12 protein-coding genes are annotated in these 17889 nt (G+C 39.1%); 2 read left to right on the top strand and 10 right to left on the bottom strand.

The window, feature by feature from the left end; genetic code table 11:
* Positions 1-37: 37 nt before the first annotated feature.
* Complete coding sequence (locus FIT79_RS04290) at positions 38-679, bottom strand: response regulator (RefSeq protein WP_139875744.1); 642 nt, start codon at positions 677-679, stop codon at positions 38-40.
* Positions 680-2038 carry a sensor histidine kinase gene (locus FIT79_RS04295; RefSeq protein ID WP_139875745.1) on the bottom strand — a complete coding sequence of 453 codons (1359 nt, stop codon included), beginning with the start codon at positions 2036-2038 and terminating at the stop codon, positions 680-682.
* 156 nt (positions 2039-2194) lie between these two features.
* Here FIT79_RS04295 and FIT79_RS04300 point away from each other — a divergent pair, with 156 nt between their 5' ends.
* The gene (locus FIT79_RS04300; protein ID WP_139875747.1) at positions 2195-2599 is read left to right on the top strand and encodes a zinc ribbon domain-containing protein; all 405 of its coding nucleotides are present in this window, start codon (positions 2195-2197) and stop codon (positions 2597-2599) included.
* 58 nt (positions 2600-2657) lie between these two features.
* Here the strand turns inward: FIT79_RS04300 and FIT79_RS04305 are convergent, their stop codons facing one another.
* From FIT79_RS04305 to dnaE, 4 genes are all read right to left on the bottom strand, one after another.
* A complete protein-coding gene (locus FIT79_RS04305) occupies positions 2658-5060 on the bottom strand; it encodes a TonB-dependent receptor (protein WP_139875749.1) in 2403 nt (800 codons plus the stop codon).
* A 202-nt stretch (positions 5061-5262) separates the two neighbouring features.
* Positions 5263-6663: a tRNA lysidine(34) synthetase TilS gene (gene tilS, locus FIT79_RS04310; protein WP_139875750.1), complete on the bottom strand. Its 1401-nt coding sequence runs from the start codon at positions 6661-6663 to the stop codon at positions 5263-5265.
* Positions 6635-7603 carry an acetyl-CoA carboxylase carboxyltransferase subunit alpha gene (locus FIT79_RS04315; protein ID WP_139875752.1) on the bottom strand — a complete coding sequence of 323 codons (969 nt, stop codon included), beginning with the start codon at positions 7601-7603 and terminating at the stop codon, positions 6635-6637. The genes tilS and FIT79_RS04315 overlap by 29 nt, the downstream gene beginning before the upstream one ends.
* A 27-nt stretch (positions 7604-7630) precedes the next feature.
* Positions 7631-11092: a DNA polymerase III subunit alpha gene (dnaE, locus tag FIT79_RS04320; RefSeq protein WP_139875753.1), complete on the bottom strand. Its 3462-nt coding sequence runs from the start codon at positions 11090-11092 to the stop codon at positions 7631-7633.
* Between the two features lie 125 nt (positions 11093-11217).
* Between dnaE and tpx the strand changes: the two genes are divergently transcribed.
* Complete coding sequence (gene tpx, locus FIT79_RS04325; protein ID WP_139874660.1) at positions 11218-11718, top strand: thiol peroxidase; 501 nt, start codon at positions 11218-11220, stop codon at positions 11716-11718.
* On the opposite strand, the gene FIT79_RS04330 is transcribed toward tpx, so the two are convergent.
* Genes FIT79_RS04330 through FIT79_RS04345 form a run of 4 tightly spaced genes read right to left on the bottom strand, consistent with a single transcriptional unit; the run spans position 11715 to position 17880 of the window.
* Positions 11715-12866 carry a THUMP domain-containing class I SAM-dependent RNA methyltransferase gene (locus FIT79_RS04330; RefSeq protein ID WP_139875754.1) on the bottom strand — a complete coding sequence of 384 codons (1152 nt, stop codon included), beginning with the start codon at positions 12864-12866 and terminating at the stop codon, positions 11715-11717. The two genes, tpx and FIT79_RS04330, sit on opposite strands and share 4 nt — an antisense overlap.
* 19 nt (positions 12867-12885) lie before the next feature.
* Complete coding sequence (locus FIT79_RS04335; protein WP_139875756.1) at positions 12886-13683, bottom strand: polyamine aminopropyltransferase; 798 nt, start codon at positions 13681-13683, stop codon at positions 12886-12888.
* The gene (gene hrpA, locus FIT79_RS04340; RefSeq protein WP_223259618.1) at positions 13680-17441 is read right to left on the bottom strand and encodes an ATP-dependent RNA helicase HrpA; all 3762 of its coding nucleotides are present in this window, start codon (positions 17439-17441) and stop codon (positions 13680-13682) included. Before hrpA ends, FIT79_RS04335 begins: the two co-directional genes overlap by 4 nt.
* A gap of 10 nt (positions 17442-17451) precedes the next feature.
* The gene (locus tag FIT79_RS04345) at positions 17452-17880 is read right to left on the bottom strand and encodes a hypothetical protein (RefSeq protein ID WP_223258060.1); all 429 of its coding nucleotides are present in this window, start codon (positions 17878-17880) and stop codon (positions 17452-17454) included.
* Between the last annotated feature and the right edge of the window lie 9 nt (positions 17881-17889).

The raw sequence follows: 17889 nt of genomic DNA on the forward strand, positions 1-17889 counted from the left end.
ACTCCCAAAATTGTTTAAGAATTCTTCCCGAAAACATCTAATTTTTAATGATGCCCACTTTAATCGCATAACGAATGAGTTCAATGGGGGTATTGATATTAAGCTTTTGCTTGATCATGGTTTGATAATTTGACACCGTCTTCGAACTTATATTAAGTGTCGATGCAATCGCGTCAATATCCAAGCCCTCAGCTAACAATCTAAATATCTCGAACTCACGCGCTGATAATTCATGAACAGGGTCTTGATTCCCTGAAATTGACTGCATGGCCATTTTCTTTGCGATCTCATCACTTAAGAACACATCGCCCTGGGTCACCGTTTCAATCGACTTCACTAAGTCATCCGCCAATGTATTTTTAGTCAAATAACCCTTAGCGCCTAACTTCAAGGCTTGGTTCGCAAATGATAAATCTTCATGCATGGATAAGACTAAAATTTTAGCCTTCTCATAGCGCATGAGTATGCGTCGAATACCTTCTAACCCGCCCATGCCAGGCATAGACAAATCCATCACCATCACATCAGGCTTTAATTCACCAAAGATTTGGTATGCCTTCTCACCACTCTCAGCTTCCCCTATCACCTCAAATAAAGGCTCCTGCTCAAGAAGACGCCTCACCCCTGCTCTTACGACAGCGTGATCATCCACTAAAACGATGGTTGTTTTTTTTTCCATTTACTTTTTTCTTGTAATAGGTAATTGAATATTTAATTTAAGGCCGCGATTGATGTCACTCACGATGTTTATTTTTCCATGGATCTCATTAATACGTTCACGCATGCCTGATAATCCAAAGCCATCGCGATGTGATTTACTAAAACCTACACCGTCATCATTCACCGCAATATCAATCAAAGCGCTAGATGTATTTTTTTTAATGTAATCAATATGAATATCTACATTTTTCGCTTTTGCGTGCCTCGAAATATTCGTCAAACACTCCTGAATAATACGGTAGCTTGTAATAGATATCGTTTCATTCATTTTAGGTAATGCTTTTAAGTTAATTTGATAACTAAGGTTAATTTTTGGGTGTCTTAATTGCCATGTGTTTAATAAATCTTTTAAAGCTTCTTCCAATCCAAGTTCATGAAGGACCCCTAACTTCAGACTATTTAGCATGCCGCCCACGAGATTCATGAGATGTTTCGAGAGATCAGAGATCGCATTGACTGAGGGTTTAATCTTTGGGTAGTCCTTATTGGCTAATGCCTTTAATACAGCAGCGTCTGCATGAATGGCTGTCAGTGATTGCCCGAATTCGTCATGAAGGTCTCGTGCCAAACTCTTTCTCTCTTCTTCCTGAATGCGAATTAATTTTTGTGAGAGCTGGTGATTTTGTTCGATGCTGGTTCTTAATGTTCTAACCATGACATTAAACTTGGTACTGATCGCGGATAATTCTGAAGTTTTTAAGTTAGGCATCTTCACTTTTAAATTACCAGACTCTAATTCAGTCAAAGCTTTCAAAATAAACTCCACAGGGCTTAATGCTCTAAACACAATCCACGCCACCAAAATATTCGTCAAAATAAAAAAAGCACCGGCGAGATAAAAGATGCCAGTGAACTGGTTCCATATCTCGCCAAATTCATAACTAGGGTCAGGGGTGATCACAATCGCACCCTTTGGCTGACCCAAGATCTCAACTGTTAATCGTTTAGGCTGCCACGGCTCTGAAAATAATCCCATGAAGCCTACAAACCAGTTAGGGGCTTGGTCGATTGCCTTGGCATGAGTCTCAGACACATTACTATCCACCAACTTACCATCTAAATTAAAGAACTCTATTTTGAGGTGTCGCATGTGCACCAGGCTCTGCAAATTAAGAGGCTTAAATTCACTCTCAATCGAGTAATACTTCGGATTCTTTAAAACACCAATCTCAAATAAATAGAGCGCTAATTTTTCAGATGAGGCAACCTCAGCACGTACATTTTTCTTGGCGGTGTCTATCGCTAAAATGCCTCCTAGTATTAAGATAAGAAGCAATACCGCGTTAATAATCAAAATAAGACGAAGCTTTAAGCTCAAACTCTAACCCTTCTTAGTATGTTTACTATTGTGACTTAATTGATATCAAAGCATATCAGGAAAACTTCCTAAATAATTTTGGGATGAATTCATGGATAGCTTTGGGAAGATCGGTTTAAGATCGCAAGCTTATTTATTTGAATCAACCTCACCATTATGATTTGTTACGAATGTGGTCACCTCATCAATAAAGATTTTGCTAAGTTCTGTGATCATTGTGGATCAAGTTTAGAAACCAAACCAACAAATGCCTCTCCAAAAAAAGAGATTAAAAAAAATATCAATGATGAGATAGATCAAGCCACGAACCTATTTCTATTATGGAATGCTTCGATTACTGCAACATTTATTTTTTATATCATTTACATTGTGACAGATGGTTACATTTACCTCTTTCTTTTGGTACTCATGATGTTGACGATGTCTTGGATGCTTCTCTTAACGAAACTCCATGATCTAGTCCTAATAAAACATCAATCAACTAAGGAATTTATTTTTACGAATTTTGGAATGCCCATCATCGGTACCTTTTATTCCTTTATAAAACTCACAAAAAAATAAAATCTAGGCAATAAAAAAGGGAGCTTAAGCTCCCTTTTTAGTTCTTTAAATAAATATATTATTTAAATTCGTATCTAACGCCTAACCAGCCTGCGCGAGGCGCGCCAGGGGAAACAAAAGCTGCTCCTCTCCAAGAGTCAGTATTTGCATTAGCTGAATCACTAAATGTATTGCCTGTATCCGTAAATGCATTGACACCTAAACGTCCAGTTGTGTAGTAATCACTATCAAAGACATTAATCGCCTTAGCCCAAATCTTCCAACCGTTACCGAGATTATATTGTGAGTCTAGATTCACAATCGCAAATGCTGGAAGCTTTCCTTTAGCGCAAGGCGTATTATGAACTTCCTCACCTGCATCATATGTTTGGCATTCAGCCGAATTAGCTTGATGTCCATTATTTTCATTGCCGTGCATATAACGACTTGAGAATGCGATTAAATTACCGCCAAAGCTCCATTCCGGGGTGATTTGGTATTGCGCTCTCAACTTAAGCTGATGTTTAGGAATGCCTGGTATAAAATTACCTTTCTTAACATTCAGCTCGTCATTATCGGTTCTTGATGAATTGGTTTCGTTAACTAAAGTAAAGTCAGTATCATATGTTGCCCTTATGTAACTATACGATGCGTTCCATGTTAGTTTATTGACAAGGCCGCTTAAACCAAGGTCTAAACCTTGTCTTTTGGTTCTACCAACGTTATTAAAGTAGCCGGCTGAATTGTTGGTTGTATTCGTGTAAACAAACTGAATATCGTTATGATTAACAGCTTGAAACACTGATGCAGACCATTTCATATCGAATGGAAGTTTGCCTCTTGCGCCAAAATCATATGTCTTAGCTACGACTTGTTTTAAAGGTGGGTCACTTGCCATCGCATTAGGGAGTAGGCATGGGTTGGCTGGATCTGAACAACCTAATTCCATGGCTGAAGGCGCTCTTGCTGACTCACTATAAGAACCGAAAACGGTCACATTTTCATTTGGCGTAAGTGTAAGACCTAAAGATGGGTTGATACGTTGAAATAGATGATTTCCACCCGAGTTAGAGTCTTTTGCGCCACTTAAATATAATTGGTCAGTATTTTTCACTTCCGTCCTATTGTACCGTGCCGCTCCTGTCAGATGAATCACATCATTAAGGGATATCGTATCAGTTGCCAACAAATGGAATGTTTCCGTTTTTCCTTTAAAGGCTGTCGTTAATGTGAGTTCATCAGGGCTATTTGGCATTCTGGTAGCATCAAAACCTTCCATCTCATGCTCTGTTTGATTAAATCTTTGAATTGAACGATCAAAACCCGTGCCGACTATGAATTGATTTTTCTTGTCGAAAAGTTTCTGATTGAATGTTAATTGTCCTTGGACACCGTAACTATTAGAACGCGTCCATGTTCTGTTATTTACGCCAGGGGCACATTGTTCACCAGCATTTAAATTATTATTACTTGCAAGAGTGTCTGAACTTGAACAAGTATTAGCGTTAGTTGAAGTGCTTAATGCTCCGGTATATTCATCATTTACATCACCGTTTAAAGTATTTCGATTAGATCTTCGATAGTAAGCATTCGCACTCGCCATCACATCATTGTTAATCCAATGGGAGGCATTCAAAGTAAATTGGTTTAAGAAATTACGCGTTTGGTCAGGACGTGAATAGATTGCATCTCTGCCCTCTGATGAAATTATTGACTGAGGAACCAAGCCATTGCCAATCATATCGTTATTAACATTTAAATAACTTAAGTCAATCTTGGTTGACTCATTTTGCCAGCCCACCTTACCGAAGGTTTGCTTGACTGTGGTAGGTGAATATTTTCTCCAACCATCTTCATCAAAATAATTAGCGCCTAGGTAGTAGTCGACAGAGCCATCTTTTGAAACACCGCCATATTCAGCAGATACATTTTTACGACCCCAAGATCCGCCTGAAGCTTCGAGCGCAGCGCCTTGGTTAGTGCGGCCACTCTTAGTTTGAAGGGCGATAGCTCCACCGAGGGTATTTAAACCATAAAGTGGATTGGAACCCGGAATAAGTTGCATGCCTTGAATTGCAAATGATGGGATAAGATCCCAACGCACGGAGTCGCCAAAAGGCTCATTCACACGAACGCCATCTAAGAATACTGACAAACCTTGAGGATTGCCGTCTAATGGCGACGCTGAGTAACCTCTGAACGTGACATCAGGCTGGAATGGATTACCTTGCGTCTCTTGAATGCTAACACTTTGCAAATTATTGTTAGCAAAATCAGCTATGGTGACACCCACTTGATTTTTTAAATCCTCACGCTTTATCACCTGAATATTTGCAGGCACTAAATCAAGAGGTAATCCGATCGATGGAAGCGGGGTTGCGCTATAAACATTGATGGTGCTCGTTGTGAACTTTTCAGCGGCACCAAGAGAGGCTGAACTTGCAAGGGCTAAAGCAACGATTGCAGATAATTTTAGTTTCATTGAGATCAATCCATACTATTTGAAGATGATGAGACTATAAGGAAGCCGTGAATAAATTTCAATCATTCGGGGCTTTAAAATGCATAGGAAAACTTCCCGAAGAAAGCCCCCCCATTTATGCAAAAAATTATCATATAAATCAATGGATTAATGTGTTGCGAAAATGCTAGTTATTACCCATTTGTGTTGTAAAAAAACAACACTATATTCGGCTTACAAAATTTACGTTCAAACCAAAATCTTTGGGCTTAGCTTGAAACTTAATATCGATACCAAAATTTGGCACAGAAGCTAATTCGTCACCAATAAAAATTAAGGGTAAAGACTCTCTTTCCCAAGGGGGTAAATCTGATTCCTGTAAAAGCTGCTTAATTTTTTTAGTGGGTCTTTTGGAGTCGGGTTTAAAAAATTCGCCGCCTTGTCGATTTCTAATAATTAATTTTTGATCATTCAAATGTTTAAAATTAATGCCCCTACCTTTTATTTTTTTAAAATTTAATTGGGTACCATTGGGCAATAAAATTTCTGACTCCCCCTTCCAAATAATTTCATAATTTTTTTGGTCTTTTAAATCTTTTCGAACGATATAAATCTCATCTTTATAACGACGAATTTCATAATCTTTTGAGAGCTGTATTTTCAATTCCGCATCTTTTTTGGCCGTTAAAACCTGCCTTAATAACTCATCCAAAAGGTCCTTAGATGGCATTAATTGATGGTTTAATTCAAGCCAATAACGTAATACATTTTTAGCTCTATAGTTTGATAATTTATCTAAAGTGTTTACTTTAATTTTTTGTCTATAATTACCTGATTTTAAACAATTTTTTAAATCTATTTTTGCTAAATCATCGAGCAAATGTTGCGCTTCTGCTAAATGGGTTGAAGACCTAGAAATTACTTTAATAATATGATTAAATCTATTCTTTAATATAGGTAAAACTTTTGATCTAATGAAATTTCGATCAAAATCAATATTCAGGTTACTTTCGTCCTCAATCCACTTTAATTGATGTTTTTTGGCATAACTTTCTATCTCAGTTCTTGAGGTGTTTAGTAGCGGTCTCCATAAGCGTCGGCTATAATCAAAATGCGCCATGGATGACAAACCCTTGACCCCTGCTCCCCGGATTAATTGTAATAAAAATGTCTCCGCTTGATCATCTGCATGATGTGCTAAAACCACTAAATCGGATTTAGATTTAAGAAGTTTTTCATAACGAAGTTGTCTTGCTTCCCCCTCAATTCCGAGTGACTTTTTTTGAGGTAATTTGATGTGATGTACCTCCAAAGGGATAGATAATTTCGTACATAACCTCTCACAAAACTTGACCCACTTATCTGCATTTTTGCTCAAACCATGATGCACATGGCTGGCTTTTAAAGTGAAATTTTGGGTCTTTTGAAGTTGATGTATAAGATGTAAAAGAACCACCGAATCGATACCGCCACTTAAAGCGACCGTCATCGATTTAACTTTTTTGTGTGATGCCGATAAAGATACAAAACCTTTCTCGACTACATCGAGTAAGGATAGTGGTTTAGTTTTTTTGGGGGTAGTAGCTGAAACTTTGTTACTTAGCGGTTTCTTTGAACTTGCCATAGCTAAGTAGACGTTCGTATCTTAAATCGAGGAGTTGCTTTAAAGATTTCTTTTGCAGTTTTGTGAGGTGTTCTTTTAAGGATTTTCGGACAGTTTCCATAAGCTGATTAGGGTTGCGATGTGCACCTCCTAGAGGTTCTGGAAGGATCGTATCGATCAAGCCTAATTCTTTTAAGCGGGTGGCTGTAATACCTAAAGTCTCAGCCGCAGTGGACGCCTTATCCGCACTCTTCCATAAGATAGAGGCGCAACCCTCAGGGGAAATCACAGAATAAGTTGCAAATTGAAGCATGATGAGTTGATCGACGACACCCAGTGCTAAAGCCCCACCTGAGCCGCCTTCACCAATCACAATGCCAATGATAGGCACTTTTAACTCGGCCATGACATATAAGTTACGCGCAATGGCTTCAGATTGACCGCGCTCTTCAGCGTTAATACCTGGATATGCACCTGGAGTATCGATCAAGGTCACAATAGGCACGTTGAATTTTTCGGCTAATTTATAAAGGCGTAAGGCTTTTCTATAACCTTCTGGCTTTGGCATACCAAAGTTGCGGTGTTGTCTTTCCTTCACATCGCGTCCCTTTTGATGCCCTATGACCATGACAGAAATACCTTCAAATAAAGCTAAACCACCCACAATTGCTGGGTCATCGGCAAACGCGCGATCACCATGCAACTCTTCAAAATCTGTGAAAAGTTTCTCAATATAATCAAGGGTATAGGGTCTTTGCGGGTGACGTGAAACTTGGGAGATTTGCCAAGCATTTAAATTGTCGTAGATCTCGTGGAGAAGCTTTTCAGTCTTACCTTCTAGCTGACTGAGTTCTTTTGAAATATCAAGATTCTTATTCTTGTCATGCGTCTCTTTGAGCTTCAGGGTCTGAGCTTCAAGTTCTGAGATTGGCTTTTCAAAATCTAAATAACTAATTTTCATAGATCTAAAGCTTTTAAAATCGGGAGATCAATTATAAAGGATTTTTACGTTTTCTTCGCTCAACCATTGGGTTAAACCGTCTATCAATTCATCATGTAAATCGACCTGCCAATCGTGTCCTAGCAAGAGTTCTACATGACCCTTTTCATTATGGTAATCAATCTTAACGCGGCAACGTTTGAGATTATTTTGCGATACCCCACAGTAAGGCTTTAGGATGTCTCTTAATTTAGCGGCATCCGATTGACCGTTACATGAGATCTTTAAATGGTGTGCGAATTGATTCCTTGCAGTGGCTAAATCAAAAAGTTTACGCGCAGTCACCCTTATACCGCCTGTGAAGTCATCATGACTCACACGTCCTTCGACGATTAAAAGTTGATCTTCTTGCACTAGTCTTTGTGATTGTGTGAGGAGATCATTGCCTACCACCACATCCACACGAGAAATTGCATCATCCAATGTGACAATCGCCATTTTGCCCCGAGCCGTCATGCGAATTCGAATCCCCACAATCACGCCTGCAATTAAGTATGGTTGCTCTTGCGGTTTTAATTCTTTAATTTGAGTTTTGATGAATGGTCGAACACGCTTTTCAAAGAAGGTGAATGGATGGCCACTAAAATAAAAACCAAGCGCTGCTTTTTCTTCTTGCAGTTTTTGTTGTGGCGTCCATGGATCCATATGCACCATATCCACTTTTTGTGTTTGCTCTTCACCAAATAAACTGTTTTGTGCGATGTTCGCTTTTCCTTGTTCGGCTGCGGTGATCGCTAGATTCACGCTCGCGAGTAATGAGGCACGATTAGATTCAAGTGTGTCGAATGCACCGCCACGGATGAGAGATTCCACGACACGACGATTCACTTTTCTTAAATCAAGTCTCGCACAAAAATCAAAAAGATTTTTGAATGGGCCTTTACTCTCGCGCGACTCTAAAATAAGTTCAATCGCTGCCAAGCCTGTTCCTTTGATGGCACCTAATCCATATAAGATTTGTGTCGTATTGGTTGGAATAAATTCGAAACCACTTTGATTAATATCAGGCGGCAACAATTCCACGCTATTCGGCTTGCAATCCTCAAAAAATATTTGAATGTTGTCGGTATTATTCATATCAGCCGACATGGAAGCGGCTAAGAATGCTGCGGGATAGTGTGTTTTTAAATAAGCCGTTTGGTACGCAACCATCGCATACGCTGCTGCATGAGATTTATTAAAGCCATAGCCTGCAAATTTTTCGAGCAAGTCAAAAAGTTCACGCGCTTGTCTTTCATTGAGTCCATTCTTTAAAGAGCCCGCAATAAAACCTTCTCGCTGCGCATCCATCTCCTCAACTTTTTTCTTACCCATCGCACGACGAAGTAAATCAGCCGCACCCAATGAGTAACCTGCAACCGTTTGTGCAATCTGCATTACCTGCTCTTGGTAAACAGCAATACCGTATGTTTCTTTTAAAATCGATTCGGTGGAGGGATGTGGGTATACAATGCGCTGTTGTCCGTGTTTACGTTTACAAAAGTCAGGGATCAAATCCATAGGGCCCGGACGATAAAGTGCCACGAGTGCCACAATATCTTCAAAGCAATCCGGCTTCGCTTGTTTTAACATGTCTTTCATGCCACGCGATTCAAGCTGAAAGACGGCAGTAGTATTTGCACTCTTTAAAAGTTGGAAAACTGTTTTGTCATCAAGAGGCAAATGATTAAGATCAAGCGGTGGAAGGTTTTCAGCTGCACGCAAAATATTTGCATTCTTTAATGCCATCGCTAAAATCGTGAGTGTACGAAGCCCTAAGAAGTCGAACTTCACTAAACCTAGAGCTTCAATGTCATCTTTGTCGAATTGACTCACCAAACTATCGCCATTCGCCTGACAATAAATCGGTGTGAAGTTTGAAATTTTTCCGGGAGCAATTAAAACGCCGCCAGCGTGCATACCCACGTTTCGCACCACGCCTTCTAACCTTAATGCGAGATCAATCAGCTCTTTGACTTCTTCTTCTTTGTTATAACGATCTTGTAATTGTGGTTCTTTGTTTAATGCATCTTCTAATGTGATCCCTAATTCCATGGGGATGAGTTTCGCAATACCGTCGACAAAATTAAATGGGAGGTCAAGGACGCGTCCCACATCTCGAATCACAGCGCGCGCTGCCATCGTACCGAAAGTGACAATTTGTGAAACAGAACCTGCGCCATATTTTTGTTTGACGTAATCAATCACACGATCGCGACCTTCTTGACAAAAGTCGATATCAAAGTCCGGCATCGACACACGATCAGGATTTAAGAAACGCTCAAAGAGGAGTTGGTAGCGAATCGGATCGAGATCAGTCACACCTAAGCTATAGGCTACCAATGATCCAGCGCCGGATCCGCGACCTGGGCCTACCGGGACTTCATTATTTTTAGCCCAATTAATAAAGTCAGCAACGATTAAGAAGTAGCCTGCAAAACCCATCTGGTTGATGATGGACGTTTCAAAAAGAATACGTGCATCATAATCATGTCTAACTTCATGACGTTTTACTTCATCTGGAAAAAGTTCTTTTAAGCGAACTTCTAATCCTTTTTTAGATTCTGAAATTAAAAAGTCTTCGAGCTTTTCTTGATTAGGTGTTGGGAAGTCAGGTAAGTAATTTTTACCTAAGGTGAATTCGAAGTTGCAACGCCTTGCAATCTCGACAGAATTTTGCAGCGCTTCTGGAATGTCACTAAATAAAGTGGTCATCTCCACTTCATTTTTAAAATATTGCTCGTGTGAAAATAATTTAGGTCGACGGCTATCGGCCATGATGAAACCTTCAGCGATACAAGTTCTCGCCTCATGGGCTCTGTAATCATCTTGATCCATAAACTGAATAGGCTGGGTGGCTACCACAGGAATTTCTAAACTTGTGGCCAAACTTAAAGACTGATTGATAAAACGCGCTTCATTTTTTTTATCATCGCCCTCAGCAATCCTTTGGATTTCGATATAGAAACGATTCTTAAAATGTGTTGCCCACTCTTTCATGGCATTCATCGCGATATCGGTATGTTCTTGGAGGATCGCTTGGCCCACATCTCCCATAGCAGCCCCTGAGAGAATAATGAGGCCTTCATTTTTTTCTAACAACCAAGATTTTTTCACTTCAACGCGACCACGATACTGATTTTCTAAGTAAGCACGCGATAAGATTTCGGATAAAGCTAAGTAACCTTTATCGTTTTGACAGAGCGCTAAGACGCGATAAGGTTGATCACGGTTGACCTCATTTTCAATCCAAAGATCAGCACCTAAAATAGCTTTAATACCTTTTTCTCTTGCTGCCTTATAAAACTTAACCAAACCAAATACATTATTTAAATCCGTGAGCGCCAAGGCTGGCATATTTTGAGATGAAGCCTTGTCGATATAGTCATCAATGCGCACAATCCCATCAGTGATGGAATATTCACTATGGCACCTTAAATGAACAAATGAGACGGGATGGACTTCAGACATGGCTCTATTTTAAAGGATGAATGACTTAAATCTTAGGGCTTAGTCACAAAAAAATTACTTGATCTACCCATAAAAAAATAACTGATGTATATTGTCAAGTATTACTCAATTTCAAAGGAATTTAGATCATGGCAGTGACTCTCAAAGGCGGCCCAGTCAAAATAGGTGGTCAATTTTTAAGCAAGGGACAAAAAGCACCTGACTTTAGTCTCGCAGATAAAACACGTGCTGACGTTAACCTGGCTAGCTTTGCTGGAAAACGTAAAGTACTCAATATTTTCCCAAGTGTAGACACGCCAACCTGTGCAACATCTGTGAGGAAATTCAATGAGGCAGCTGCTTCACTTAATAATACCGTAGTCTTATGTATCTCAGCTGACTTACCTTTTGCGCAGAATCGTTTTTGCGGTGCTGAAAAAATTGAGAATGTACAAACACTCTCAACATTTCGTAACACGAAAAAATTTGCCACTGACTTTGGTGTATCTATTGATGATACAAGTTTGGCTGGTTTAACTTCTCGCGCTGTGATCGTGTTAAACGAAAACAATGAAGTACTTCATAGCGAACTTGTTTCAGAAATTACAGAAGAACCTAACTACGAAGCTGCGTTAAACGTACTTTAGTCTTTTGGTTTTCGGTTACTACCTGCCACCATTTTAATTTCGAACAAACGACACTCTAATGCCCCGTTATACAACGGGGTTTTTTTTGAAGGCTTTAATCGCATATCTTTTGGCATCTCAAGATCTGCAGTTAAAAAATAAGTATTCCAACCCCCGAAGGATTCTTTCATATGCTTTGCCCAGACGGGATAGACTTCTTTTAAATCTTCATCCTCCCCTATACGTTGTCCATAAGGCGGATTGGTCACAAGCGTTCCTTCTGATGCGGGAGGTTCTAATTTTATAAAATCACTTTGCATGACTTTTGCAACCTCTTCCAAGCCTGCCACTTTTAAATTGTGACGCGCAACTCGCACTGCCCTTAAATCCAGATCCGAGCCATAAATATCCAAAAACTCAATAGGCTTCATTTTATTCATAGCTTCGGTTTCAATTTTTTTCCAAAGGCCTTCATCGAATGAAGTAAGTTTTTGAAAACCAAATGTACGTTTCATACCAGGTGGTTGATTCACTGCCATCATGGCCGCTTCAATTAAAAAAGTACCACTACCGCACATGGGATCTAAAAATGGTGTGCCTGGTATCCAACCGGACAACATAATGATGCCTGCCGCTAAGTTTTCACGTAAGGGTGCGATCACACTTACATCGCGGAATCCTCTTTGATAAAGCGGGGCACCCGAGGTATCTAGATAAAGTTGGTATTGATCTTGTGTAAGATAAGCATGAATGCGAACGTCAGGATCTCTGACACTTACTGATGGTCTTAACGCACCCTCTTCACGGAAACGATCACACACTGCATCTTTAATACGGAGCGTCACAAAGTCTAAACTTTTTAAAGGGCACTTCACGCCTGTGACTTTGACGCGAATCGTTTGATTCACTTTAAACCATGAAGGCCAATGAAGTTTAAACGTCGCTTTATAAATATCTTCTTCTGTAGCATAACTACCCTGACCTACTCGAGACATAATGCGCGTAGCTATTCGACTATGTAAATTGACGCGATACATCGTGTCCAAACTACCTTCAAACGATACGCCCCCATCAGTCACAATAATCTTTAATGCACGCTGTGCTAAAAGTTCATCTGCCAACAAAGCTTCAAGACCGCGTGGACAAGTAGCAAAAAATTGAAAATTCAAATGTCTTAACCTTTAAAAATTATTGATCGAATGTAATCATGCTCGATGCTTGGTGATTATGAAGCATAAGCTGATTAAAAAATGATAAAAATTCGAGCCCATAAGTTTTTTCAAGTAACTTCGCTTTTGCTCGTAATGTCTTTACATCCAATTCTTTTGGTGTGTCATGAAAACCCAACACAATTTGGTTGCCTGGTTTGCCTGTGGGAATGATCAGGATGAGCCCTTCGAAAACGCGATGCATACGGTCAACGTAAAGATCATAATGTGGATCACTCGCCCATATATTCATCACAAAGATACCATTTGTCCGCAAAGTCGATTTACATAGGTCAAAAAATGAGAGGCTCCTAAAATTTCGAGGAATGCCATCAGGGTCGAAAGCATCAATCATTAATACATCGGTCGACTCCGGATGTTCTTTCATAAAAGGGATACCATCGCCGTGAATCACCTTGAGTGATTTATCGTTAGGCGGAAGATGAAACATAAGGTGCGCCACACCAATCACTTTTCGATGAATCTCAACCACAACCGATTTCATATCAGGTAAAAACCGATGAATAAATTTAGGTATAGATGCGCCCCCTAAACCAATCAATAAAATTTTACGAGGTCGAGCATGAAAGAGAAGAAACATCATCATGGCTCGTGTATAAGTGAGTTCTAAGTGATAAGGTTTTTTTAAGCGCATTGAACTTTGAATTGCGTGCGATGCAAAATGCAAAGAACGTACACCTTCAGATTCACTGACATCAATACTGATATCATCATCCATCACTTCTTCACGAAATATTTTTTTAAATAAGTCTCTCATGGGTAAAAAGGAATGTCATCCAATACTTTTTCTAATCGCTTAAGTGACACGGGATATGCTGTTTTCAGATCTTGGGCGAATAATGACACATGAAGCTCTTCAATCTGCCATTGAAAATCTTTTAGGGCTTTAGGAGGTGTCATTTTTTTTGAGACATAAGGTTTTAATCGCTCACCAAGCAATTGTTGAACACGATCTATATCTTTTTGCATGATTGCGTCTTTATCTGCTCTTGAAGGATATTTCTCAATACGAATAATTAGTGCTTTCAAGTATCTTGGAAGGTGTGAAAATATCTCTGAAGGTGTCGATATAATAAATTCATTATGAATTAAGAAGTTCATACGACTTACAAAGATAGATTCTGATCTTTTCTGTATGGGACTTAACGTTTTTAATAATTGTTTAATTTGGTGGTAATAAGTAGCACTTAAATGAATAGTATCTAAGAGGGCCTTCATCGTTTGTGGCAGCGCATTTTTAATACGTTTAATCAGTGCAATAAAATCACCTGAAGTTCTTGGCATCACTTCTTCAGAATTCAAGGCTGTATCTAAAATCATTTCGATCACATCGCCTTTTAATTCTTCAGCATCAATCATATCTCTTAAAAAAAGCTGGGCTTCTTTCAATTTGTTCAAATCTTTTTCAAGCTGTTTGAGTTGTGGTTTCAATTCAAAACTGAGTAATCTTAAAACACCTTGACGATGTGATGCTTTAGCCTCCTCTTCTGAGACAAACACACGGATAGCTACCGATTCATCTTCGTCAGATAATCCCACAAAACCTTTGTAGTCTTTTTGATGCGTATTTAATTCAATAGCATGCGGTAGTTCGTCAAAATCCCACCGTTTTAAATTAAATCGTTCAACCGCATTAGTCTTATCATTCTTTTTGACATGCACTTGTGGCTTGACTGAACCTTTTAGAAGATTTAAATCACGACCTTGCGATACAAGCTCATTTTTTTGGTTCACCACTTCAATATTCATAAAACAATGACGAGGCAGACTTTCAATTTCCTCTTCACTTATCATGTAAGGTTCTTTTGTTTTCTTTAAAACAAAATCACTGATTGATTGAAATAAATGGTGATGGGTTTTGTATTGAGTTAAGAATTCGGTCACAGTATCTGAGAGTGGAAAAAGTTGAGTGCGAATATTTTTAGGCAATGACTTAAAAATACAATTCAGTTTTTCGCGAATCATCCCAGGAACTAGCCACTGCATGATATTTAAATCAAGCTGATGAAAATTAATTTCAGATATAACTGCTGTCACACCGTCATCAGGATGTCCTGGTTCAAAACGATATTTCAGCGGAATCGTGACGCCTTCGATATTTAAAGTTTCTGGGTATTGAACTTCCGTAATCTCTTTAGCGTCACGCCTCATAAGAAGTTCTTTGGTGAGGAATAAGACTTGAGGATGCTTTTCCTCTATCTCACGACGCCAATCTTCAAATCCCACACCATTGATAATACCCTGCGGTATTTTTTCATCATAAAACTGAAAAAGATCTTCCTCATTAACTAATACATCAAGTCGTCTTGCTTTATGTTCTAAAAGCTCAACCTCTTCTATGAGGTCTTGATTATGTTTCCAAAATAATCCTTTTGAAACGTAGCCCCCTGAGACCAGACCTTGTCTAATAAATATTTCGCGTGCGATTTCTGGATTGATCGGCCCAAAGTGCACATTGCGTTTCGCCACAATCGTCAATCCATAGAGTGTAATTCTTTCATGCGCATTCACACGAGATAACTTAGTATCCCAATAAGGATCTGTATGGTGATGCTCTACTAAATGTAAGCTTAAAGATTCAATCCATTCCACATCGATTTCAGCCGCTGTTCTTGCATACAGTTTTGTCGTATCGACAAGATCAGCTGCCATAACCCATTTCGATCTTCTCCTCTTAATGTTTGATCCTGGGGACAAGTGAAATTCAATATTTCTAGCGCCCACGTATGAATCATCTTCTAGTGCTTTAATACCAATATTTCCTAAAAGCCCTGAGAGTATCGATCGGTGAATTTGGACATAATTAGCCGGCTTATCATTCTCTTTATAATTCATATCTAAAATGAGTTCTCGAATTTGCTCATGCAAATCTCGCCACTCACGCATTCTCAGATAAGACAAGAAATGTGCATGACAAAGTTTTCTTAAATTGTTTTGTGTTGTCTTCTTCTGAATGACCTCATCAAAAAATGCCCAAAGTTTTAAAAAAGATACAAAATCAGATTTTTCGTCAAAGAATCGAACTTGCGCTGCTTCACTTTCGGCTTTTTTATCCAAAGGTCGCTCTCTTGGATCTTGAATACTTAACGCACTCACAATAATTAAAAGTTCAGACAGTGCATTTTCTTTTTTTGCCTGAAGCAACATGCGACCTAATCTTGGATCTATAGGAAGTTTAGCTAGATCACGGCCTATGATTGTTAACTCATATTGATCATCTACAGCACCTAATTCTTGTAACAATAAATAACCATCTTGAATGAATCGTCTGCTGGGTGGCTGAATAAAAGGAAATTGTGAGACATCGCCCAAATGAAGCGAAGCCATTTTTAGAATAACGGATGCGAGTGATGATCGATAAATTTCAGGATCTAAAAATAAAGGTCTCGCGTTAAAATCATCTTCTGAATAGAGCCTTACACAAATACCATCAGACACACGCCCACATCGACCGCTTCGTTGCTTAGCTGATGCTTGAGAAATTTTTTCAATTTGTAATTGTTCAACTTTATTTCTGGTGCTATAGCGATTCACTCTCGCAATACCAGGATCGATGACATATTTAATGCCAGGAACAGTCAGTGATGTTTCAGCAACATTGGTAGACAAGATAATACGTCGTCCATTTGAACCTCTAAAAATTTTTTGTTGTTCTTCATTGGAAAGTCTTGAAAAAAGTGGAAGGATTTCATAATGCGGTGGCAATTTATTTTTTAGAAATTCAGCGATATCTCGAATTTCACGCTCGCCTGGTAAAAATATTAGGGTATCTCCTCCTACTTTTGAGAAATCCTTCACAACGTCAAGAATAGCCTCTTCAATTTTTTCTACTTGGTCGTCTTCGTCTTTGACTTCTAAGGGTCGGTAACGAATCTCAACAGGATATGTCCTACCTGAGACTTCAATAATGGGTGCATGATTAAAATGTTTGGAAAAGCTCTCCACATCAATGGTTGCACTGGTAATAATAATTTTTAAATCAGGACGCCTAAGAGTGAGTTGCTTTAGGTATCCTAAAAGAAAATCAATATTAAGACTTCGCTCATGGGCTTCATCAATAATAATGGTGTCGTATTTTTTAAGATCCGGGTCAGTTTGTGTCTCAGCCAAGAGGATGCCGTCAGTCATCACTTTAATGAGTGTTTGTTGAGAGACTTTATCTGCGAATCGAATCTTAAAGCCAACGGCATCGCCTATAGGTGACTTGAGTTCCGATGCTATACGAGAGGCCACAGATCTCGCCGCAAGACGTCTAGGTTGTGTATGACCAATGAGGCCTTTGATACCTCGACCTAAATGAAGACATATCTTGGGGAGTTGTGTGGTTTTACCTGATCCCGTTTCGCCACACAAGATCACAACTTGATGATTAAGAATCGCTTCATTAATCTCTTTGATTCTTTGTGAGACTGGAAGTGTTTCGGGAAACTCAATAGGTAACAAGCTTTCTAGTCGAGCTTGTCTTGATGCTTCAATCGCTAAATTTTTATCTTTGTTTTTTAATGGCTCACTCACAATTTAAAAATTACTGCTTCACGCAATCTTCAAATCCTGAATTACCACCCTTAAATTGTGGTTCAAAATAAAACTTATGAAATTGCCATTGTCCTTTTGCATTTTTACTAAACTGTGAAATGCCTGTACCAAAATCATGAGTCGATTGGTTTTCTAGGGCAAAGTGCATGGCGGCACTTAAGCCATTTGCTGCCATATGGCCTGGGTACTTACCATAACCAGGTACTTCGAGTAAAAAGTCATAACTTCCATATTGAGCTTGGCTATGCTCTTTTTTTAGCTTTAATGTTACCTTGCCTTTGTATTCGCCTTCATGCATATCCAGTCCGGTACATTGATAAACGCCAGTGAAATCTGGTCCAGTGAACGCGGGGATCTTATGTGCTGCAAAGCTGAGTGACGAGGTAATTAAAAAAATAAAACTTAAAACAAAACGCATACCGCTCTC

The sequence above is a fragment of the Candidatus Methylopumilus universalis genome (assembly GCF_006365315.1).
Classification (GTDB): domain Bacteria; phylum Pseudomonadota; class Gammaproteobacteria; order Burkholderiales; family Methylophilaceae; genus Methylopumilus; species Methylopumilus universalis.